17 protein-coding genes are annotated in these 20,107 nt (G+C 58.9%); 12 read left to right on the forward strand and 5 right to left on the reverse strand.

Features of this window, described 5'->3' with window-relative positions:
- Window positions 1-373: 373 nt before the first annotated feature.
- The 6 genes from BLQ12_RS19310 (at window position 374) to BLQ12_RS19335 (ending at window position 6,083) form a co-directional block, all read left to right on the forward strand.
- Window positions 374-1,018 carry a helix-turn-helix transcriptional regulator gene (locus tag BLQ12_RS19310; RefSeq protein ID WP_092213148.1) on the forward strand — a complete coding sequence of 215 codons (645 nt, stop codon included), beginning with the start codon at window positions 374-376 and terminating at the stop codon, window positions 1,016-1,018.
- 4 nt (window positions 1,019-1,022) lie between these two features.
- A complete protein-coding gene (locus BLQ12_RS19315; protein WP_092213150.1) occupies window positions 1,023-1,400 on the forward strand; it encodes a RidA family protein in 378 nt (125 codons plus the stop codon).
- 367 nt (window positions 1,401-1,767) lie between these two features.
- Entirely contained in the window at window positions 1,768-2,895 is a 1,128-nt protein-coding gene (locus BLQ12_RS19320) for a threonine synthase (protein ID WP_092213152.1), read from the forward strand.
- A 142-nt stretch (window positions 2,896-3,037) separates the two neighbouring features.
- Window positions 3,038-4,171, forward strand: a complete 1,134-nt coding sequence (locus BLQ12_RS19325; protein WP_217640356.1) for a DSD1 family PLP-dependent enzyme — start codon at window positions 3,038-3,040, stop codon at window positions 4,169-4,171.
- A 594-nt stretch (window positions 4,172-4,765) separates the two neighbouring features.
- Window positions 4,766-4,996: an RNA-binding S4 domain-containing protein gene (locus tag BLQ12_RS19330; protein WP_092213156.1), complete on the forward strand. Its 231-nt coding sequence runs from the start codon at window positions 4,766-4,768 to the stop codon at window positions 4,994-4,996.
- A gap of 136 nt (window positions 4,997-5,132) precedes the next feature.
- Window positions 5,133-6,083: an iron transporter gene (locus BLQ12_RS19335; protein WP_226860058.1), complete on the forward strand. Its 951-nt coding sequence runs from the start codon at window positions 5,133-5,135 to the stop codon at window positions 6,081-6,083.
- A 209-nt stretch (window positions 6,084-6,292) separates the two neighbouring features.
- Here BLQ12_RS19335 and BLQ12_RS19340 read toward each other — a convergent pair whose 3' ends face one another.
- The 3 genes from BLQ12_RS19340 to BLQ12_RS19350 form a co-directional block, all read right to left on the reverse strand.
- Complete coding sequence (locus BLQ12_RS19340) at window positions 6,293-7,504, reverse strand: aldo/keto reductase (RefSeq protein WP_092213160.1); 1,212 nt, start codon at window positions 7,502-7,504, stop codon at window positions 6,293-6,295.
- A gap of 414 nt (window positions 7,505-7,918) precedes the next feature.
- The gene (gene serB / locus BLQ12_RS19345; RefSeq protein ID WP_092213162.1) at window positions 7,919-9,136 is read right to left on the reverse strand and encodes a phosphoserine phosphatase SerB; all 1,218 of its coding nucleotides are present in this window, start codon (window positions 9,134-9,136) and stop codon (window positions 7,919-7,921) included.
- A gap of 111 nt (window positions 9,137-9,247) precedes the next feature.
- The gene (locus BLQ12_RS19350; protein ID WP_254782088.1) at window positions 9,248-10,585 is read right to left on the reverse strand and encodes a radical SAM protein; all 1,338 of its coding nucleotides are present in this window, start codon (window positions 10,583-10,585) and stop codon (window positions 9,248-9,250) included.
- Window positions 10,586-10,961: 376 nt separating this feature from the next.
- Here BLQ12_RS19350 and BLQ12_RS19355 point away from each other — a divergent pair, with 376 nt between their 5' ends.
- On the forward strand, window positions 10,962-11,795 hold the full coding sequence (locus BLQ12_RS19355) for a class I SAM-dependent methyltransferase (protein WP_092213166.1): 834 nt from the start codon (window positions 10,962-10,964) through the stop codon (window positions 11,793-11,795).
- 106 nt (window positions 11,796-11,901) lie between these two features.
- The gene (locus BLQ12_RS19360; RefSeq protein ID WP_092213168.1) at window positions 11,902-12,351 is read left to right on the forward strand and encodes a CBS domain-containing protein; all 450 of its coding nucleotides are present in this window, start codon (window positions 11,902-11,904) and stop codon (window positions 12,349-12,351) included.
- 206 nt (window positions 12,352-12,557) lie between these two features.
- Here the strand turns inward: BLQ12_RS19360 and BLQ12_RS19365 are convergent, their stop codons facing one another.
- Window positions 12,558-13,739, reverse strand: coding sequence for a thiolase family protein (locus BLQ12_RS19365; protein ID WP_092213170.1), 1,182 nt, complete (start codon window positions 13,737-13,739; stop codon window positions 12,558-12,560).
- A 149-nt stretch (window positions 13,740-13,888) separates the two neighbouring features.
- Entirely contained in the window at window positions 13,889-16,300 is a 2,412-nt protein-coding gene (locus BLQ12_RS19370) for a 3-hydroxyacyl-CoA dehydrogenase/enoyl-CoA hydratase family protein (protein WP_092213172.1), read from the reverse strand.
- Between the two features lie 470 nt (window positions 16,301-16,770).
- On the opposite strand from BLQ12_RS19370, the gene BLQ12_RS19375 reads away from it, so the two are divergent.
- From BLQ12_RS19375 to BLQ12_RS19390, 4 genes are all read left to right on the forward strand, one after another.
- Window positions 16,771-17,835: a prenyltransferase/squalene oxidase repeat-containing protein gene (locus tag BLQ12_RS19375; protein ID WP_092213343.1), complete on the forward strand. Its 1,065-nt coding sequence runs from the start codon at window positions 16,771-16,773 to the stop codon at window positions 17,833-17,835.
- 36 nt (window positions 17,836-17,871) lie between these two features.
- Window positions 17,872-18,594, forward strand: a complete 723-nt coding sequence (locus tag BLQ12_RS19380; RefSeq protein ID WP_092213174.1) for an acyltransferase — start codon at window positions 17,872-17,874, stop codon at window positions 18,592-18,594.
- A 202-nt stretch (window positions 18,595-18,796) separates the two neighbouring features.
- Window positions 18,797-19,192 carry a hypothetical protein gene (locus tag BLQ12_RS19385; protein WP_226860059.1) on the forward strand — a complete coding sequence of 132 codons (396 nt, stop codon included), beginning with the start codon at window positions 18,797-18,799 and terminating at the stop codon, window positions 19,190-19,192.
- A gap of 16 nt (window positions 19,193-19,208) precedes the next feature.
- Window positions 19,209-20,087, forward strand: a complete 879-nt coding sequence (locus BLQ12_RS19390) for a DUF1848 family protein (RefSeq protein ID WP_092213176.1) — start codon at window positions 19,209-19,211, stop codon at window positions 20,085-20,087.
- The last annotated feature ends 20 nt before the right edge of the window (window positions 20,088-20,107 follow it).

A 20,107-nucleotide genomic window follows, 5' to 3' on the forward strand; every position in this document is an offset into this window, starting at 1 on the left:
CCGCTCCAGGCCATTACCCATCTTTTGGAGCGCCGCACTCCGTGCGGCATACGCCAAGTCCCCCAAAAAAGCCGCACGAAGTGCGGCGCTCCATCACTCATGCCGCCCCACGCGATGCCCAAACACATAAGGCGTGGCATCCTCCATTCCAAGCCTTTGCCCCACCCTGTGGAGCGCCGCACTCCGTGCGGCATGCGCCACGCCACCCAAAAAGCCTCACAAGAGTGCGGCGCTCCTCACTCTACCCCATCCCCCATATATTTTTTTATTGCCTTTTGTATAAATTTTTATACAATAAACCCATAAATCATGTCAAAAATCCAATTTATAGATTTTTTTATATTTCAAACCAAAATAAAAACCCAGGAGTCCCATGCAGAGCCCGGACACCCGACTGACATCGTACATCCCCGTCGCCGACATGATCGCCGCCACCTTCGGGAAGCACTGCGAGGTGGTCATCCACGACCTCTCCATGCCCCAGAACTCCGTGATCTATGCCGTCAACAACCACGTCACCGGACGACAGGTGGGCCAGTCCTTTGACCACCTTATTAAGCAGGTGCTCCTTTCCAAGCAGTTCAAAGGGGACATGACCGCCAACTACAAAACCGTCACCGAGGACGGACGAGAGGTGAAATCCTCCACGGCCCTGATCCGGGACCCCACAGGTGAGGTCATCGGCGCCCTCTGCATCAACTACGACCTCTCGGCCATGGGACCCATCAAGGCCTTTCTCGACGACTTCCTGCCCGTGGAAGCAGAGCCCACCGCCCCGGCGTCGGCACCCGTGGAGAACGTGGTGGAGATCGTGGACGACCTCATCGAAAAAATCATCGCCCAGGCAGACACCGCCGCCATGAAAAAGAGAGAAAAAATCCGGCTCATCGCCTTCATGGAGAGCAAAGGCATCTTCCTCATAAAAGGGGCCATGGACAAAGTGGCAGCCCGGCTGGGCATCTCCAAGGTCACCGTCTACAGCTACTTAGATGAAATCAAAAAAAACAAGGCAAGGTAACACCATGGACACCATCACAACAGACAACGCCCTGAAACCGGCCGGTCACTACAGCCAGGCCATCGTCCACAACGGCATGATCTACACCTCCGGCCAGCTGGCCTTTGATGCCGAGACCGGCGAGAAGAGAAAAGCAACCATTGAAGAGGAGACCCGCCAGGTCCTCACCAACCTGGAGCTGGTTCTCAAAGAAGCGGGCAGCAGCAAGGACAAGGTTCTCAAAACCACCCTCTACATCTCGGACATCGCCCTCTGGGACCAGGTGAACCGCGTCTACGCCGAGTTCTTCGGCGACCACAAGCCCGCGCGCTCCGTGGTGCCCACCCATGGTGAGCTGCACTTCGGGTTCCATGTGGAGCTGGAAGCGGTGGCAGCTGTTTAGCAAAAACCGCACATGGGCCTGTTGCCTCCGGCGGCACGGCCGGGGGCTAAACGTTTGCCGGATCTCTTAAAGACGGGTTTAACAAACAGGTCGTTCTGGTTCTTCCTGGCTATCGTTTGGACCGCACCCTTTAAAAAACCGGGAAAAATCGACCGAACCGGAGCGCCGCACTCCGGTGCGTCTTTTTAGTCCGTCATTACCGGTGCCGCACAGGAGTGCGGCGCTCCAGGGGACAAGGGTGCTTGGGGGGGGGGGGATGTAAATACGCCCATGGCCCAGACGTTTGTTTGAAAGGCGCATCCGCAAGCTGCTTTTTAAGGGCTGAATAGCTACATGAAAATAAGATAAACCCCATCGAGGACACAGCATGGCACGATACATCGATCCCCAGACCAACGAGACCTTTCCCATAGACAAGCCCATCTGGAGAGCCCCTTCGGGCGGCCCCCTGATGCTCACCGAGCTTCCCGGCATCACAAAAGGGGAGATCGACACATCGGTTCGCTCCATCTGGCGATACCGGGCGGCCTTTCCCTTGGATGTCAAAGAGCCCATCACCATGGGCGAAGGGTGCACCCCCCTCGTAACCAAAACATTCGGCGGGGCGACATGCTCATTCAAGCTGGAGTGGTTTGCGCCCACGGGCTCCTTCAAGGATCGCGGCACCTCGGTGATGCTCTCCATGCTCAAGGCCCAGGGCATCACCTCGGTGCTGGAGGACAGCTCCGGCAACGGGGGCTGCTCCGTTGCCGGGTACGGGGCCGCGGGCGGACTGTCTACCTGCATCTGCGTGCCCGAGTCCACCTCCCCCTCCAAGATAGCCCAGGTGCGGGCCTACGGCGCCGAGGTGGTGCTGGTCCCCGGCCCCAGGGAGGCCACCGAGGCAGCGGCCATCGAAAAATCCGCCGAGATCTTCTACGCCAGCCACAACTGGCACCCCTTCTTCCTCCAGGGCACCAAAACCCTGGGCTACGAGATCTGGGAAGATTTTAACTTTTCGCTGCCGGACAACATCGTCATCCCCGGCGGGGCCGGAAGCAACGTCCTGGGGTGCTATATCGCCTTTAAAGAGCTCATGGCCGCAGGGGAAATCGAAAAGATGCCGCGCATTTTTCTCTCCCAGCCCGCCCACTGCGCCCCGGTACACGCCAGCTTCCAGGCCGGTGCCGAGGAGTGCGTGGAGACCGACTTTGCCCCCACCGTGGCCGAAGGCACGGCCATCAAGCGCCCCATCCGCATGAAGCAAATCCTGGCCGCCCTGCGCGAAAGCGGCGGCGGCACCGTGGCCATCCCCGAAGAGGAGATCATCAAAACAAGCCTCGCCCTTGCCCGCACCGGCCTCTACACCGAGCCCACCAGCGCCCACGCGGCAGCCGCCTTTACCCGGCTCCTGGAAGTAGGAGCCATCAAGGCAGACGAACAAACCGTGGTGATCTTGACGGGCACGGGCATCAAGACCACGCCGTTTTACGAGGCGCAGCTGGCTTCGGAATAAAAAAAGCGCCTCCGGCGGCCAGGGGATGATCCCCTGGACCCCAGGTTTGCAAATGCTCCGGGGCTAAAGCCCCTCCACATTTGCTGACGGGCTACGCCCGTAAAAACAGTTACAAACATCGGGTCACATGGAGACAAAACCAATGCATCTGACGACACTGGAAACCCCTTGCCTGGTTCTGGACAAGGCCAAGCTGCAGAAGAACATCCGGAATCTCAACGCGCGCATGAAGGCGCTGGGGGTGAACCTGAGGCCCCACGGAAAGACCGCCAAGAACATCGATGTCATGACCATGGCGTTGGAAGGGCAGGAGGGCGGCATCACGGTCTCCACCCTCAAGGAGGCGGAGTACTATTTCGAAAAGGGCATCACGGACATCGTCTACGCCGTGGGCATTGCCCCGGTGAAGCTGCCCCGGACCTTACGGCTCATGGACAAAGGGGCGGACATCACCGTGCTCCTGGATTCTGTTGAGCAGGTGCGGTTCGTGGCCGAGGCGGCCGCGGAGCACGGGGTGACCGTTCCGGCCCTCATCGAGCTGGACTGCGACGGACACCGGTCCGGAATCACACTGGAAGGGGACGACCTCATTGCCATCGGCACCCTGCTCCATAACGAGCACGGAGTCTCCCTCAAGGGCGTGCTCACCCACGCGGGGGAATCCTACCAGTGCCGCTCCACCGAGGCGATCCGCGCCATGGCCGAGCAGGAACGCTCCATGGCCGTGGCCTGCGCCGAGGCCCTGCGAGCATCCGGCCTCCCCTGCCCCGTGGTAAGCGTGGGCTCCACCCCCACGTCCAACTTTGCCCAAGACCTCACCGGGGTCACCGAGATGAGGGCCGGGGTCTACATGTTCTACGATCTGGTCATGGCGGGCCTCGGGGTGTGCGATGAAGGGGACATCGCCGTCTCGGTCCTGGCCTCGGTCATCGGTCACCAAAAGCGAAAGGGCTGGGTCATCACCGACGCGGGCTGGATGGCCATGTCCCGGGACAGGGGCACGTCAGCCCAAGCCCTGGACCAGGGATACGGAAGGGTCTGCGGCGCGGACGGAGAACCCCTGGACGACTTGATCGTCTCCGGGGCCAACCAGGAGCACGGCATCATCTCCGACAGGAACGGCAAAAAAATCCCCTGGGCATCCTGCGGCATCGGGTCCATGGTCCGCATCCTGCCCAACCACGCCTGCGCCACGTCCGCCATGTACGATCGCTACCATGTGGTGGACGCCTCAGGAGAGGTTGTCGACACCTGGCACCGTGTCAACGGGTGGTAAAAAAAATGCCTCCGGCGGCAAGGCGAGCCACCTTGAAAGCAGGTTGCGAATTGCGATTTCCCCTTGTCCCCTGGAGCGCCGCACTCCTGTGCGGCACGGGTAACGACGATCTAAAAAGCCGCACCGGAGTGCGGCGCTCCGTTTCGGTCGATTTTTCTCAATTTTTTTGAAGGTCTCGGCCAAACGAGAACCAAGGTCCAAACGTCATCCAAGAAGAGCCATCAAGATCTGTTTATTAAACGTTTCGAATACTTACCCCCCCCCGGAAGGACCGCCGGAATCATTTTTATCCTGGCTGCATCGAAAGCATATTGCCCTTGAGGGTCTATTCGCCGACATCGGTGATGAAACGAAAGGTCGGGGATCCGCCGTCAAGAACCTGCTCAACTTTTCTCGTCCCCAGACAAAGCCTGGAAACGAGCGAGAAAGAGCCGGGGACAACATCCGATCTCGAAGCGCCCCCCTTTTCCCTGTTCTTTTGTCGACATTTCGTGTATTTCGTCAGCTCTATGGAGAGAGACTCCATATAAATTGAATCCACACAAAAAGGTGCCTGATGCCTTCAGGCACATACCCATAAGGAAACAAAGAGCCATGACTGAAATCATCACCATCAAACAAGAGCCCATCGAACTGTTTAAAGTCATCAAGATCGCCAACTGGGTCAGCGGAGGGGGCGAGGCCAAGTTCGTTGTTTCTGAAGGACTGGTGGAGTTAAACGGTGAGGTGGAGACCCGCAAAGCCAAAAAAGTCTACAACGGAGACGTGGTCACCTTCCAGGAGATGTCCGTGAAGGTGGTTCTAGGGGAAAACCCGGAAGAATAAGCCCCGGGGAAGTCCGAACAAAAAATAAAGCGACAAACCACACAGCGAAAACCAGCCTTCAAGGTGGCTCACCTTGCCGCCGGAGGCTTTTTTTTGAGCTGAATAGTTAAGATTTGGCAACACGCGGATGGATGGTATGTTAAGCAGGGATAAGTATACGCAGGCAGCCCGGGAGGGCGTCGGCAAGGGGTGGTCCGGTTTTCTCTGGATGATGAAGATCCTCATCCCCATCTCCTTTTTCACCCTGGTGCTGGACTACACCGGCATCATCTCAAAGCTGGATTTCATCCTCGCCCCCATCATGGGGGTTCTCTCGTTGCCCCCGGTGGCGGCCCTGCCCCTGATCATCGGCCTGCTCACCGGCATCTACGGGGCGGTTGCCGCCATGCTCGTGCTGCCCATGGCCCCGGAACACATGACCCTGGTGGCCATTTTTCTTCTCGTCAGCCACAACCTGATCCAGGAGAGCACCATCCAGGGCCAGGCCGGTCTCAACCCGGTGAAAGCCACCCTACTGCGCCTCACCACCTCGGTTATCACCGTGGCCCTCTGCGCCATGGTGCTCAACCCGCCGGACGCCGTCCCCGCAGGCGCAGGCCTTGCCGCAGCCTCCAAAGGTGCCTTTCTCCCCCTTGTCAACGCATGGGCCCTGGCCACAGCGGGACTGGCCGCCAAGATCCTGGCCATTATCATGACCATCATGGTGGCCCTTCAGGTGATGAAGGCCGGAGGAGCCATCCCCGTCATCCTAAGGCCCCTTGGCCCCTTCATGACCGTCATGGGCGTGGACAGAAAAATGGGGTTGCTCTGGCTCACCGCCACCCTCTTCGGCCTCTCCTACGGAGCCGCAGTTATCGTGGAAGAGACCAAGGAGAACACCTTCACCGACCACGAGCTGACCCAGCTCCATGTCTCCATCGGTATCAACCACGCCATGATCGAAGACCCCGCCCTCTTTCTCCCCTTGGGCATCGGCGCGTTCTGGCTCTGGGTTCCCAGGCTCATCGCCGCCATCACCGCCGTCCAGCTCCTGAACCTGTGGCACCGTCTCAGGCCATCCCACGACCGCGAAGCCAAGGCTGCGTAGGCAAGAAAAAAAGCCTCCGGCGGCAAGGGTGGCAAGCCACTTAGGCAAAACACCTTGAAAGCAGGTTGCGGATGCGCTGTGCCCCCTCGGCCCTCGGGTCAAAGCACATCCGCCTTTAAAACGAAATTCATTCAAGCAGATTTTTTTAAGACCTGTTTATCAAACTTTTCAAAAGTTTGGCCCCCGGCAGGGCCGCCGGAGGCTATTTTTCATTCAGCCGACTCCAACCCCATCATCTTCCTGGCCTGGGCCAGGCGCTTTGGCAGGTGCTCGTCTTCCAGCTCATCCACCACCTCGGAGAGCACCTCGGGGATGTTGATATGCTGGGGGCATTTTTCCAGGCACTCCCCGCACTGGACGCACTGGGAGGCGTAGCCCGTGCCGCCGGGCCTTAAGACCCCGCCCAGGCGAAGGGCGTAGAGAAACTTTCCTTCCTCTTTCTTTCCGAACAGGTGCACCTTGTTGAACACTTCAAAGGCCGCCGGAATCATGACCCCCACCGGACAGGGCATGCAATACCCGCAACCGGTGCATCCAACGCGCATGAGTTCATGGTAGGTGTCGGCCACCCGGTCCACCAGCTCGCACTCTTCGGGGGTCAGGGAACCGGGCAGGGCAATCTCTGCCATGGCAAGGTTCTCTTCGATGTGGGCTTCGTCGTTCATGCCGGAAAGGACCACCGTCACCTCGGGGCGGTTCCAGACCCACTGCAGGGCCCAGGCCACGGGGGTACGCTTGACTGGCGCCTCATCCCAGATCTTTTTGATTGCCGGAGGGGACTCGGGCGCTCCCAGGTTCCCGCCCCGTAAGGGCTCCATGATGATCACGCCCAGATTCTTTGCCGCCGCGTATTCCAGGCCTTCGGTGCCTGCCTGGTTCTCCTGGTCCAGAAAATTGTACTGGATCTGGCAAAAGGTCCAGGGGTGGGCGTCCACGATACGTTTGAAATCCTCCACGCTCCCGTGGAAGGAGAACCCCGCGTTCTTGATCCTGCCGTCGGCAAGGGCCGCGTCCAGAAACCCTTTGACACCCAGGCTCTCCAGCTTGTCCCAGCTTTTGCCGTCCAGGGCATGGAGCAGATAATAGTCGATGCAGTCCACCCCGAGTTTGTCCAACTGGGTATTGAGGTAGATGTCCATCTCCCCGCGGGTGTTGACCAGCCAGGAGGGAAGTTTAGTGGCGACCTTCACCTTGTCCCGATAGCCGTCTTTCAGGGCCCGGCCCAGGATGGTCTCGCTCTGGCCGCCGTGGTAAGGCCAGGCCGTATCCAGATAGTTGACGCCGCTGTCCACGGCGGACCGAATCTGCCGGATGGCCCGGTCCTCATCCACCTGGCCCTCTTCGGTCATGGGCAGGCGCATGGCCCCGAACCCAAGGGCGGACAGCCTGTCGCCCGTTTGCGGAACATGCCTGTACTGCATGGTTTATCTCCTTTCTCGTCGGTATGGTGTGGGGGGGATGTGATCTGATTTGCGGTTTCGAAAAAAAGTATCCCGTGAAACGTTCCGGCAGTCAACGCATACCCGCGGCAACGGCGTCGCCAAACAAAGAAGGTGACCGGAGAGATCAAGGTCTCCATGCCCCCCTCATGGTGCCCAAAATGCACCCTTCGGGCCGGTGGTTTATGCCCTGTACCACAAGAGTCCTCAGCCCCCCTCCATCCAGGCAATTATCAACAAAACTATCCGTCATGGGCAAAAAAAAGCCCCGGCGCTCTTCAAACAGATCAACGCAACGGGGCCTCTATTTATCGGGGGAGAAAGACAAATAACCATGCAATGTAACCTGCTTTCGAGGTGGCTCACCTCGTCGCCGGAGGCAGGCTTTTGCCTTTTTTAAATCAGGGTATCCCGATCTCTAACGCCCACAAGGTACAAAATACTGTCGAGGCCAAGGGTGGAGATGGACTGGCGGGCGCCCTCTTTCACCACGGGTTTGGCGTGGAAGGCGATGCCGAGTCCTGCCAGGTTCAGCATGGGCAGGTCGTTGGCCCCGTCACCCACGGCGATGACCTGCTGGAGGTTGATCTCCTCTTTTTTGGCGAGCATCTGGAGGAGTTCGGCTTTTTTGGCGGCGTCCACGATGTCTCCCACCACCTTGCCGGTGAGTTTGCCGTCCTTGATCTCCAGTTCGTTGGCGTAGACGTAGTCCACTCCGAGTTTTTTCTGGAGAATCCGGCCGAAGTAGGTAAATCCCCCGGAGAGGATGGCGGTCTTGTAGCCGAACTGCCGCAGGTTGGCGATGAGGCGCTCGGCCCCGTCGGTCATGGGGATTCGCTCGGCCACCTTCTGCATGCTGGCCTCGGAGAGCCCTTCAAGGAGCCCGAGCCTGCGCCGTAAGCTCTCTTTGAAATCGATCTCGCCGCGCATGGCCGATTCGGTGATGGCGGCCACCTTCTCCCCGACCCCGGCTTCGGCGGCCAGTTCGTCAATGACCTCGGCCTGGATAAGAGTGGAATCCATGTCGAAGGCTACCATGCGGCGGTTTCGTCTGTAGGGGGTCTCCTCCTGCAGGGCGATGTCGATGCCCAGGCGAGCGGTGATCTCCAGAAATTTTTTGCGGATGCCCTCCAGCTCGTCGGGGGTACCGCGCAGGGAGAGCTCGATGCAGACGGGCTTTTCGGTCTTCTCCACGTCGGTTAAGGGCATGCGGCCGGACAGACGGGTCACTCCGTTGATGTTGAGCCCGCTCTCGGCCAGGACCCGGGTCACCTCGGCCATGTGCATGGCGGTGACCTTGCGGCCCAGCAAGGTCACGATGTACCGCTTCTTCCCGGAGGCCGCCACCCAGTCCCGGTAGCGGGCGTCGGTGATGGGACGAAACTTTACGTTGATCTCCAGATCATGGGCCGCAAAAAGCACCTCCTTGACGATGGGGGCCGCTTCATGCTCAAGGGGGATGCGGATCAGGATTCCCAGGGAGAGGTTGTCGTGGATCACGGTCTGGCCCATGTCCAGGATCTCCACGTCGTATTCGGCCAAAATCCCTGTCATTTGTGCGGCAAGGCCGGGCTTATCCTGGCCGTAGATATGAATCATGATCAATTCGTGCATGCTGGACTCCGAAAGGTGTGATGAATCACGGGTTGTGTGGCTGAAATCATTGTCTGCGATGGCGCATTATATAGCATTCCTGAAGAAACATGAAAAGATGCGATGCCTTATTTAGAGCCGCTGGATCAGGTAGACATAGGCGGAAAGGCCGCTTGCCTCTTTGATCTCGTGGAACATGGGCAGCACCTCTTCGCGGCGCTGGGTCTCCACCAAAGGAGAGAGGTAGATGCAGCCCTTGGCTCCGTCTTCCCGGGAAACAGACCCAAGGAGCTCCATGATGGCTGTGTGGTGGGCTGCGGAAAAAGTGGTGCCCAGAAGAAAGTTGGCGGTGACGGTCACCGACGGGTACCGGGCGTTCACCGCGATCATCTTGTGAAGGGTGTCGGTGACCATGGCGGAGGTGATGGGCTTGCCGAGCATCTTCAAGGTGTCGTCGTCCGCGGATTCCAGGCCCAGGTTGATGTACACGGTGTAGGGGAGGGCCTCAAGGGCCTTGAAGGTCTCGTCATCGGCTTTGGAAAACGAGGCGCAGCTCCCGAAGAGAAACAAGGAGGGGGTCCCGCCTTTGGGCGCGCCGAAGCCAAAGGCCCCATAGGCGGTCTCTGCGGCATGGGCAACCAGTTCGCCCCCGGCGGCAAGGGCGTCATGGTCCCCCACAAACAGGGCGTTGAGGTTCCCAAGGCTCGCCCCGTAATACGCCTTCAAGGCGTCGATCTGGGCGGCAATCTCCGCTTTGCTCTTGGGGGCAAAGGCCGCCCTGGATTTCACCGTGCAGAACCGGCACTTGTAGAGGCAACCGTCGGCGATGTTCAGCGGAATCACCTCGTAGTCCACATGGCGGGTGTCCGGGGGTAAAACGCTCACACGCCCGCCGATGATGCGGTGCAGCTCCTCGGCACGCGCCATGAGCGCCGTGTCGTCGTTGGCTTTGATGACACACTCCACAAAGGCTCTCATGTCTGGCTTCAGGCCCTCAAGGGAGGTGGTGCAGAGGGTCCCGTACACCTGGGACCAGGCGGAAAAGGCCCTGGCGATGCCGGGCTCCGTGTAGGGGGTCACCTCCCGGATGGCGTTGCTCTCATAGGAGAGGCAGGGCAGGTAATCCTCCCCCACCCAGTCCTTCACCCGGCCCTGCCCCCTGTCGAGACCCACGGAGTAATAGATCCAGTCGTTTCCCCAGCTGCGCTTCAGCCATTCCCAGGGATGGGGCCAGGCCTGGGTGAGCCCGCGCATGTAGCGGATCTCTCCGGTGGGGTTGAAGTGAAAGGTAAACTCTCTGGTCCGGATCTCTCCGTAGAGGCCGAACCGCGCCGGGTAGGCCCCCTTGGCCGTTGGAACCGCCCCCCTGGTGTTGGTGATCACCACCAGGTTCCCCAGGCAGCAGGAACTCATCTCTTCGTTGTCCATAGCCGCTTCCGGCTGCCGGTTCACGTCCATGTTCGCCTTCATCAACGCTCTCTCCTTGCGGGGCTGCCTGCTTACGCAAAGCCGCGCCCTGTCTTTGATCTGGATAAAACAGAATATGGGGCAGATAACCGCACCAAACATACAAGAGATTGACAGGGCGATCCAATACATTTATGGTCGGTGGATCATGAAAACCTCTTAAGACATATCCCCTTTTCTCCATTTTCAGGAGCGCGGCGGCCAAGGCCCCGGACCGGTGAGGTGCGCCCTTGCGACACAGCACCCCCACCCTTTTTTTTTTACGCGCCGCCCTCCTGCACCGTATGTCACCTTCAACACCAGACAAATCCGGCACCATCTCATACAAGGACGGCCAGAGCGCCCACCGGTGAGACCCGATCCGGACCATGAGGTTTTCATGAACATCAAGCAACTCATCGACGCGTCCAAAAAACCCGAACTCTACGCCCCGGCAACAGCGACCATGTGGGACGACCCGTACATCGGAACCCGGCTCCTTGAAACCCACCTGAACCAGGCCACAGATCTTGCCAGCCGAAAAGAGGGCACCATCGCGGCCACGGTGGAGTGGATCCTGGGCCAGGTCCCCGGCAAGACCTTGCGAATTCTGGACCTGGGGTGCGGCCCCGGCCTCTACTGCGACAAACTGGCCCGGCTCGGCCACAGGCTCACCGGCATGGACATCTCCGCCACCTCCATCCGGTATGCTAAAAAAACCGCCCGGAACAACGGGCTGGACATCACCTACCTGAACCGGAACTACCTGGAGCTGGACCACGAAAACAGATACGACCTGATCGTCATGATCTTCTGCGATTTCGGCGTCCTGACGCCTCCTCAGCAAAACCGCCTGCTTAAAAACGTCCATCGGGCCCTGGTGCCGGGCGGACGCTTTGTCTTCGACGTGATGAACAAAGGATATCTCACCACCCTTCCCGGCCCACAATGGGAGGTGGCGGACAAGGGATTCTGGAGGGACAGTCCTTACCTCGCCCTGTCCCAGGCCTTTTGCTACGAAGCCCAGGGGGTCTTGCTCAACCAGCACCTCGTGTTAGATGAAGCCGACACGGTGGAGTCCTACCGTTTCTGGGCCCATACCTTCTCCCACGAAGGGATGCGCCGCCTGCTGTCGGCACAGGGGTTTCGGAACATCAGCTGCCATGACGGTCTCTTGCCGGACAGCGACGCCAATCGCTCCCGGGATGTAACCTTCTGCACCACAACCCGGTAAACCTATACACAGGCGCCCTTACAGGTCATTGACAGATGCCGGATCCCAAGCCTAAAATAAGTAAAAAACAAGCAAGCAAAAGTTGATTTCCGAAAAAGGGCGCCCCATGAACATTACAAAGATCATGTCCAAACGAATCGTCACCGTGGAGCTGGACGACACTCTGCGGGTTGTCAGGGACATTTTTACCAACGTGGCCTTTCACAACCTGCTGGTGGTGGACAACAAACGGCTCTACGGGATCCTCTCCGACCGGGACCTTCTCAAAGCCCTGAGCCCCAACCTGGGCACCGCGGCCGAGACCCGGGAAGACCGGGCCACCCTCAACAAGAAGGTGCACCAGATCATGAGCCGGGAGCCCATCACCCTCACCGAAGAGGCCGGGGTCCGGGATGCCATTGATCTTTTCAACACCGAGACCATCACCTGCATCCCCGTGGTGGACAACGAGAACCGCCCCGTGGGCATCATCAGCTGGCGCGATATCATCAAGATGCTGGCCAACATCATCGAAGAGAAATCGAAAAAGTCCCACTGCCCCCACGCCGACCTGTAAGGACTGGCAAAAACCAAAAACATGCCTCCGGCTGCGAGGTGTGCCACCTCGAAAGCAGTTTGCCGCTGGGATTTAGGTCTCAGCGGCATGGTTGCGGGGGCCCTTGCCGGCGATGCCCGCCGATACAACGCAAAAGGGCCGCTTCACCTGGGTGAAGCGGCCCTTATATCTTACGAAGAACGGATTCCCGAAGGAAAAAACTTCACTTAGAAGTCTTCAACCCTTTCGAAAATGGCGCATGCGCCCATACCGCCGCCGATACACATGGAGACGATACCGTACTTGCCACCGGTACGCTGCAGGTTGGCAATGAGGGTAGCGGTGAGCTTGGCACCGGTACAACCCAGGGGGTGACCCAGGGCAATGGCGCCGCCGTTCAGGTTGATCTTGGACTCGTCGAGACCCAGCTCCTTGATACAATGCAGGGACTGAGTAGCGAAGGCTTCGTTGAGCTCGATGACGTCAATGTCTTCGACCTTGAGGCCAGCTTTTTTCAGAGCCTTGGGAATGGCATACTTGGGACCAACACCCATTTCGTCGGACTTGCAACCGGCTACGGCGTAAGTCACGATCTTGGCCAGGGGCTTGAGGCCCATGCGCTCGCATGCTTCCTTGCTGGCAAGGAGGGTAGCGGCAGCGCCGTCAGTGGTCTGGGAAGAGTTGGCAGCGGTAGCCACACCACCGGCCTTGAAGGGGGAGTTCAGTCGAGCAATCCCTTCAACGGTGGTGCCGGGACGAACGCCGTCGTCTTTCTCGACCATGAAGGTCTCTTTCTTGAAGGTTCCGTCGGCCTGCTCAACGAATTTGTAAGCGGGCATGGGAACGATCTCGGTGAAGTACCCTTTCTCCTGAGCTTCAACCGCCTTGTTTACGGAGCGAACTGCGAACTCATCGCACTCCTGACGGGTGATGCCGTAACGATCGGCCACGTTCTCAGCGGTAACACCCATGGAGATGTAAGCTTCGGGCTTTACGGCGGAGAATTCAGGGTGAGGACGGGGAGTGTGACCGCCCATGGGAACGTAGGTCATGGACTCAAGACCTGCACCCATGGTCACGTCAGACCAACCGGCCTGAATACGAAGGGAAGCCAGGGCGATGGCTTCGATGCCGGAGGCACAGAAGCGGTTCACGGTGGCACCGGACACTTCGTCGGGGAAGCCGGCCATCTGAGCGGCAACACGGGCAACGTTGAGGCCCTGCTCACCTTCGGGGAAGGCGCAACCGCACATGACGTCGTCGATCTCGAGGGGATCAACCCCTGCTTTTTCGACACAAGACTTCATGATAAAGGAGAGGAGGTCCTCAGGACGGGTCTCCTTGAACTGACCCCTCTTATTCTTACAACCAGGCGTTCTCACTGACTGGACGATGTATGCATCTCTCATGTTCTATTCCTCCATTTTCCTGATGCCTCTTTTCCTGCACCCGCCGGAGTGATGCACAGGGTGTTTGACCACCCTGTGCGTCACGGCGTGATGCATGTATTCTTCACAGGCATCGAAATTGAACGTAAGGCTTTTGGCCAACCCGGCAATTAGTTACGGAGAGGTTTGCCGGTTTTCAGCATGTGCGCGATACGGGCAACGCTCTTCTCTTCCTTGAGGAAGTCAATGAAGGCTTCACGCTCGAGCTTGAGAATGGCTTCTTCGCTCACTTCGGTACCGGACTTCACGTCGCCGCCTGCGATAACGTAGGCGATACGCTTGGCCAGCATAGCGTCATGCTCTGACAGGAACCCACCGTTGAGCATGTTGAAGATCTCTGCGTTTACCATGCCGTAACCTTCGCGGCCGATGACGCGGACTTTCTTCTTCATGGGGGGTGCGTATCCGTCTTCCACCATGCGCAGGACCTCTTTCTTGGCTTCGCCGATGAGGAGATCGCGGTTCATGACGATGCGGTCCTTGGTGGGGGAGAGGTGACCGTTTGCAACGGCGCCTGCAGCACTCATGGAGACAGCAGCCATGGCGATCTTCATGAAGGTGGGGATAAAGAGCTTGGCAAGGTCGGTGTCTTTGTCGGTGCCTGCGGGAAGAGACGTGATGTACTTCTTCCAGAGGTTGAGGCAACCGCCGCCTGCGGGCAGGAGGCCAACACCGATCTCAACGAGACCCATGTAGAGCTCGGAGTGAGCAACAATCTTGTCAGCGGAGAGGCACACTTCGCAACCGCCGCCGAGGGTCATGCCGTAGGGGGCAGCCACAACGGGGAAGGAAGAGTACAGGCCGCGGAGCATGCCCATCTGACCTTTTTCAAGGAAAGCGTCAAGCTCGTCGTAAGCCTTGTCCTCAGCCTTTTTCAGTACGAAGGCAAGGTCAGCACCGGCAGAGAACGCACCGGGCATACCACCGGCCTGGTTGCCGATGACAAGACCCACACCGTGCTCATCCACATAATCAAGGGCGCCGCCCATGAAGTCGATGATTTCGCCGTTCAGGGCGTTCATCTTGGTGGTGAACTCGAGGCAGTAAACACCGTCACCGATGTCAACGAGGGAAGCAGAGGGGCAAGAGAGAGCCACTTTGCCGTCGGCCTTGGCAGCTGCCAGGGACAGGGCGGAAGCTGACAGGGGTACGTCAACGTAAGCAGTCTTGTCGAAATCGTAGAACTGGGGAACACCTTTTTCTACGCGGTAGAAGCTCTCAACGCCGGCGTCGAGCATGGCTTTTACTTTGGCGGAGACGGGGAGCCCTTCGGCTTCCATCTTCTCAACGGACTTGCGAACGCCGATGGCATCCCAGGCTTCGAAGGGACCTACATCCCAGCCGTAGCCCCACTTCATGGCGTTGTCGATCTCAACCAGGGAGTCGGCAATTTCAGGAATGCGGTTGCCACAGTAAGTCATGGCGTTGGCGGTACACTTCCAGACAAACTTGGCGCCTTTGTCATCGCCGTAGACGATGGCCTGCATCTTCTCAGCAGGAGTGGCAGCTTTCTTGGCAGCGTCCAGGCAGGGGAAAGAGGGCTTCTCGATGTCGATGTACTCGCCGGTGGCGGGATCGAGCTGCTTCTTGAAGCGCTTGCCGTTGGCGTCTTTGCCCTTCTTGTAGAAGCCTTCCTTGGTCTTGTTGCCCAGCTTGTTGTCTGCGAGCATCTTCTTGACGAAGTCGGGAACCACTACGGTGTCGCGCATTTCGTCTTCGGGGCAGAGCTCATAGGAGTTGTCTGCAACGTGAACCATGGTGTCGAGACCTACCATGTCGGCGGTGCCGAAGATGGCGGTACGGGGACGACCCATGGCGGGACCGAGAAGGGCATCCGCTTCGGCCATGGTGATGTCGTCTTCAACAACGGCCTGGAGTACGCGACCGATCCCCTGGATACCGATACGGTTACCGATGAAGTTGGGGGTGTCTTTCGCCCAGACAATCCCTTTACCAAGGTAGACTTCGCCGAAGTTGGCGATGAAGTCGAGGACTTCCTGCTTGGTCTCCGCTCCGGGAATGAGCTCCAGAAGGTGCATGTAGCGGACGGGGTTGAAGAAGTGGGTGCCGAGGAAGTGCTCTTTGAAACCTGCGGAGAGGCCGTCGGAGATCTTGGCAAGGGGAATACCGGAGGTGTTGGAGCTGATGATGGCATCTGCTTTTCTCACCTTGTCGATGCGGGCGAAGAGTTCCTGCTTGATCTTCAGGTTCTCTACAACCACTTCGCAGATCCAGTCGCAATCGGCCAGCTTGTCGAAATCGTCGGTCAGGTTGCCGGTCTCGATGAGAGCAGCATCCTTCTTGGTCATGAACAACGAAGGCTTGGCAGCCAGAGTGGCTTTCATGCCGTTGTCTACCATGCGGTTACGTGCCGCAGGATCGTTCTTTTCCTCGTCAGTGAGGTCAAAGGGGACGATGTCCAAAAGGAGCACCTTCACGCCTGCAGCGGCCAAGAGAGCCGCGATGCCGCCGCCCATGATCCCGGACCCGATCACTGCAGCTTTTCTGATTTTTCTACTCATAATTCCCTCCTGTGCATAATAAATTACAATCACGCCATGAAATGAATGATCGTTCAATTTATATATTGACAGTGAATGTTGTACCAGACCGATTATTTGTATGTCAAGAGAAAACAAGTCTCTTTCTATTGCCTCATTTCAAGGCATGCATTGGCCTTAATATATGGTGCTTTACAAGTTTTTTTCTCGCTTTTAAACGCTTCGGCACATACTTTGTATACATACAATTTAAGTCAATGATACCAATTGAATGAAACATCATTCAACGGCGTCCTCCCGAGCGCGGAGACCCCGGGTAACCCACTCACTTCAATCCGAATATCCAAGTTCCCCCTTGATTCCCCACCCCCCTTCTGCTAAACATCATCGGTATATTTTACCAATCGGTATAACACCCTGACCTGCGAGTGACCGGGCCCCATCGGCAACGCCTTGCAGGACAGATGAGCTGGGAAAGTGAGGTGTCGTTCATGGAGTTTAAAAGATTGGACAAGGACAGGGTGGCAACCCTGGATCTGGAATCGGTGGTGAGCTCCATCGTCCGGACCCAACACCCTTCAGGAGAAATTCCCTGGAGCGACGGCGACAAGACCGATCCCTGGGACCATGTGGAGTCGGCCATGGGCCTTTCCGTGGGAGGGCGCATCACCGAGGCCCGGCGCGCCTTTGCCTGGCTCGCCGCCATGCAGCTGGACGACGGAAGCTGGCACGCCTCCTATAAAAATGGTGTCCCCGAAGACCGGACCCACGACAGCAACATGAGCAGCTATGTGGCCGTGGGCGTCTACCACCATTTCCTCATCACCGGGGACCGAGAATTCCTTGCCACCTACTGGCCCACCTTAAAAAAGGGGCTCGACTTTGCCCTCTCCCTGCAGGCCCCGGGGGGTGAAATCCACTGGGCCACAAGCCCTGACGGCGTCGTGGACCCCATGGCCCTGCTCACCGGTTCCAGCTCCATCTTCATGAGCCTCAAGTGCGGCCTGGCCATTGCCCATGAGCTGGGGCACACCATGCCACACTGGGTGGAGGGGCTCTACCGGGTCCGGGAGGCCATCCGCACCCGGCCCCACTCATTCAACGTCACCAAATCCCGCTTCTCCATGGACTGGTTTTACCCCATCCTCTCCGGCGCCCTCACCGGGGCCGAGGCCCAGAAACGGCTGGACAAGTACTGGAAGAAATTCGTTGTGGAGGGCCAGGGGGTCCGGTGCGTCTCCGACGAGCCCTGGGTCACCGTTGCGGAAACCGCCGAGTTCATCCTTGCCCTGTCCGCCATGGGGCACACGGAAAAGGCTGAAATCATCTTTGACTGGATCAAGGACTCCCGCTTTGACGACGGGTCCTACTGGTGCGGCTACACCTTCCCGGACATGGTGATCTGGCCCGAAGAGAAGCTGTCGTGGACAAACGGCGTGATGCTCATGGCAGCCGATGCCCTTTTTGACCTGACCCCGGCCGGGCGGCTGTTCCGCCACGACTTCTGGGCCACCCACGAAGCCTTTGAAGCAGAGAGCCTGTCCGCATGTTTGTAGCCGTAGAATCAACCCCAATGCGCCGGGACGTTTGACGTGAAAAAAGACCACAGACCCTATTGGCTGAAACGCCTCTACATCCTGTTCCAGAAGTACTACACAAACCGCTATGTCCGCCCCCAGTTCGACGCCATGGGACGCGGCGGGGCTTACATGAAGCCCTGGCACCTGGAGCTCTTCGGCGGCCCCATCCGCATCGGCTCCTACCCCACGGTCATCGCCGCGCCGGACCGCAAGGTGCGCCTCACCGTCTGGTCGGCCGATCCCGACGTCAAGGGCATCACCATCGGCGACTACTGCCTCGTCTGCCCGGGGGTCCGCATCCTGGCCGCCTCGGAGATCACCATCGGCGAAAGCTGCATGATCGCCAGCGGCGCCTACATCACCGACTCGGACTGGCACGGCATCTACGACCGCAGCCTGCCCATCGGCAAGACCTGCCCCGTGATCCTGGAGGAGAACGTCTGGGTGGGGGACAGCGCCATCATCTGCAAAGGGGTGCGTATCGGCAAAAACAGCATCATCGGCGCCGGGGCCGTGGTGGCTTCGGACATCCCGGAAAACGCCATCGCCGTGGGTAACCCGGCCCGTGTCATCAAATACCTTGATGCGGACACCAAGTTCCGCACCCGGGGAGAGTGGCTCTCAAACCCCGGTAAACTGGCCCGGGAATTTGAGATCATCGACCGGGATCAGCTTCGGGGGAACTCCGTGCTCGGATGGGTACGATCTCTTTTTTTTCCCCGCCAGGGAGACTGAAAAGGACGGCTGCAAAGGGATCCCGGGCCCATGGCTTCGCCCCCGCGAAGGGCGTTGTTACCGGCTCGGTATCCCATGAATACCAAAGGGCATCTTTTCGATTTCCAATTTGACGAAAAAGGTGCATAATGCAATTTCGCAAAAAAGGGGCTCGTGCCTTTTTTTCATTGTAAAACACCCGGTTGGAAGCAAGGAGCGTGACATGTCCGGTAGCATGACGTTCGAAAAGGACATCGTACTGATCTATTACGAAGACACCCCCCTGGCGTTCGCTCGCATCGAGGAGATCTGGGAAGATGACAAACCCGACTGGTTCCACGTCAAGCTGCTCTTTCTGCAGCTGCCGGTTCACTCGGCGACATGGATCCTGAAAGGGGCGTACATCGATGGGGATGAGTTCACCATGGGCGGCAAGCGCATGCGCCTCGAAAAAGTTGTCTGCCCCGAAGAAGACCAGGGGGAGGACTGGGACGAAGAGCCCCTCGGCGACATGCCTGAAATGCCCGCGATGGAGGAACACCTCGCCGTCAACGACGCCGAACCCTCCCCGCAGCAACCCGATGCCAAGGTGATCCAGTTCCCCTTCGGGAACAAGTAGCCCTTCGGAAAGGTGCATGGCAGCAGGAAGTCCCAAACGACACGTCCTCTCCGTTTCCCGGCGCAGCGATATCCCGGCCCACTACCTGGACTGGTTTATGGCCTCCGTGGCAACGGGAGAGGCCCTCGTCGACCACCCCTATACCCGTGACACCCGGAGCGTCCCCCTCACCCCGGAAACCGTGCATACCCTCGTTTTCTGGACCAAAGACATCGCCCCGTTCCTGAAACGGGGATGCGACCGCATCCTCCGGGACATGGGATTCCACCTCTATTTCAACCTCACCGTCAACAGCGCGTCCCCCGTATTAGAGCCCCGCGTGCCGCCCCTGGGCGACCGTTTAGAGGCCATGGCTGAGCTCTGCCGCCGCGTGGGTCCCCGGGCCGTAGCCTGGCGTTTTGACCCCATCTGCCACTACCTGGACCACGACGGCCACCCCCGCGACAACCTCCACGATTTTTCCCGCATCGCCGAAGCGGCCCGCGACGCCGGAATCCGCCGCTGCATCACCAGCTTCGCAGACCTCTACCCCAAGGTGATGCGCCGTTGCCGGGCTGCGGGAATCGAGTTGACGGATCCGCCCATCCATGAGAAAGTAGCCGTCGCTCTGCGCCTGAACCGGGAGCTGCAAGCCCTCGACATCGATCTGTTTACCTGCTGCGAAAACGCGCTGCAGGCGGCCCTGCCCTTCGGCAGCGGGATCACCCCGTCGGCATGCATCCCCGGACCGCTCCTGGCCGGACTCTACGGAGGCGACCTCTCCCTTGCACGGGACCAGGGCCAGAGAAAAGAGGCCGGGTGCGGGTGCACCAAAAGCAGGGACATCGGCTCCTACACCAGGCACCCCTGCCCCACGGGCTGCCTGTACTGCTACGCCAATTCCACCATAGAATAAACGCCCGGACGCCGCGCGCC

Origin of the sequence: Desulfoluna spongiiphila (assembly GCF_900101345.1) — a bacterium.
Taxonomy (GTDB): Bacteria; Desulfobacterota; Desulfobacteria; order Desulfobacterales; family Desulfolunaceae; genus Desulfoluna; species Desulfoluna spongiiphila.

Excerpts from the sequence above, each read along its gene's own strand:
- BLQ12_RS19385 (WP_226860059.1), top strand. The coding sequence starts at position 18,797 with ATGTCCGGTAGCATGACGTTCGAAAAGGACATCGTACTGATCTATTAC.
- BLQ12_RS19320 (WP_092213152.1), top strand. The coding sequence starts at position 1,768 with ATGGCACGATACATCGATCCCCAGACCAACGAGACCTTTCCCATAGAC.
- BLQ12_RS19330 (WP_092213156.1), top strand. The coding sequence starts at position 4,766 with ATGACTGAAATCATCACCATCAAACAAGAGCCCATCGAACTGTTTAAA.
- BLQ12_RS19315 (WP_092213150.1), top strand. The coding sequence starts at position 1,023 with ATGGACACCATCACAACAGACAACGCCCTGAAACCGGCCGGTCACTAC.
- BLQ12_RS19325 (WP_217640356.1), top strand. The coding sequence starts at position 3,038 with ATGCATCTGACGACACTGGAAACCCCTTGCCTGGTTCTGGACAAGGCC.
- serB (WP_092213162.1), bottom strand. The coding sequence starts at position 9,136 with ATGCACGAATTGATCATGATTCATATCTACGGCCAGGATAAGCCCGGC.
- BLQ12_RS19365 (WP_092213170.1), bottom strand. The coding sequence starts at position 13,739 with ATGAGAGATGCATACATCGTCCAGTCAGTGAGAACGCCTGGTTGTAAG.
- BLQ12_RS19355 (WP_092213166.1), top strand. The coding sequence starts at position 10,962 with ATGAACATCAAGCAACTCATCGACGCGTCCAAAAAACCCGAACTCTAC.
- BLQ12_RS19390 (WP_092213176.1), top strand. The coding sequence starts at position 19,209 with ATGGCAGCAGGAAGTCCCAAACGACACGTCCTCTCCGTTTCCCGGCGC.
- BLQ12_RS19360 (WP_092213168.1), top strand. The coding sequence starts at position 11,902 with ATGAACATTACAAAGATCATGTCCAAACGAATCGTCACCGTGGAGCTG.
- BLQ12_RS19310 (WP_092213148.1), top strand. The coding sequence starts at position 374 with ATGCAGAGCCCGGACACCCGACTGACATCGTACATCCCCGTCGCCGAC.
- BLQ12_RS19335 (WP_226860058.1), top strand. The coding sequence starts at position 5,133 with ATGTTAAGCAGGGATAAGTATACGCAGGCAGCCCGGGAGGGCGTCGGC.
- BLQ12_RS19370 (WP_092213172.1), bottom strand. The coding sequence starts at position 16,300 with ATGAGTAGAAAAATCAGAAAAGCTGCAGTGATCGGGTCCGGGATCATG.
- BLQ12_RS19340 (WP_092213160.1), bottom strand. The coding sequence starts at position 7,504 with ATGCAGTACAGGCATGTTCCGCAAACGGGCGACAGGCTGTCCGCCCTT.
- BLQ12_RS19375 (WP_092213343.1), top strand. The coding sequence starts at position 16,771 with ATGGAGTTTAAAAGATTGGACAAGGACAGGGTGGCAACCCTGGATCTG.
- BLQ12_RS19350 (WP_254782088.1), bottom strand. The coding sequence starts at position 10,585 with ATGAAGGCGAACATGGACGTGAACCGGCAGCCGGAAGCGGCTATGGAC.